Genomic DNA, 245 nt, shown 5'->3' on the forward strand with positions numbered 1-245 from the left:
GGCGGCCGTTTGTTCAACGTGCGCCTGTCCACGCCTTACCTCGATTTCGACGAGTCCGTGCACACCCACGCGGTGCGTCCGGGATTGGACCCGATCGACATCCGCTACACGACCATCGCCGAACAGGGCATCGAGCACGGCGTGATGCTGGGCCGTTTCGTCGCCGGGCACTTGGCCGACAACGGCGCCCGCGACCGGCTGTACCGCCGCTTCCATCTGTTCGATCCGGCCGTTCCCGTGCCGCG

1 protein-coding gene is annotated in these 245 nt (G+C 67.3%); it reads left to right on the forward strand.

The window, feature by feature from the left end:
- Positions 1-245, forward strand: a 245-nt coding sequence (locus ACSHWJ_RS16225; RefSeq protein ID WP_432540129.1) for a hypothetical protein, incomplete at both ends; no start/stop codon positions are given.

The organism is Methylococcus sp. S1M (assembly GCF_051295855.1).
In the GTDB taxonomy this organism is placed as follows: Bacteria; Pseudomonadota; Gammaproteobacteria; order Methylococcales; family Methylococcaceae; genus Methylococcus; species Methylococcus capsulatus.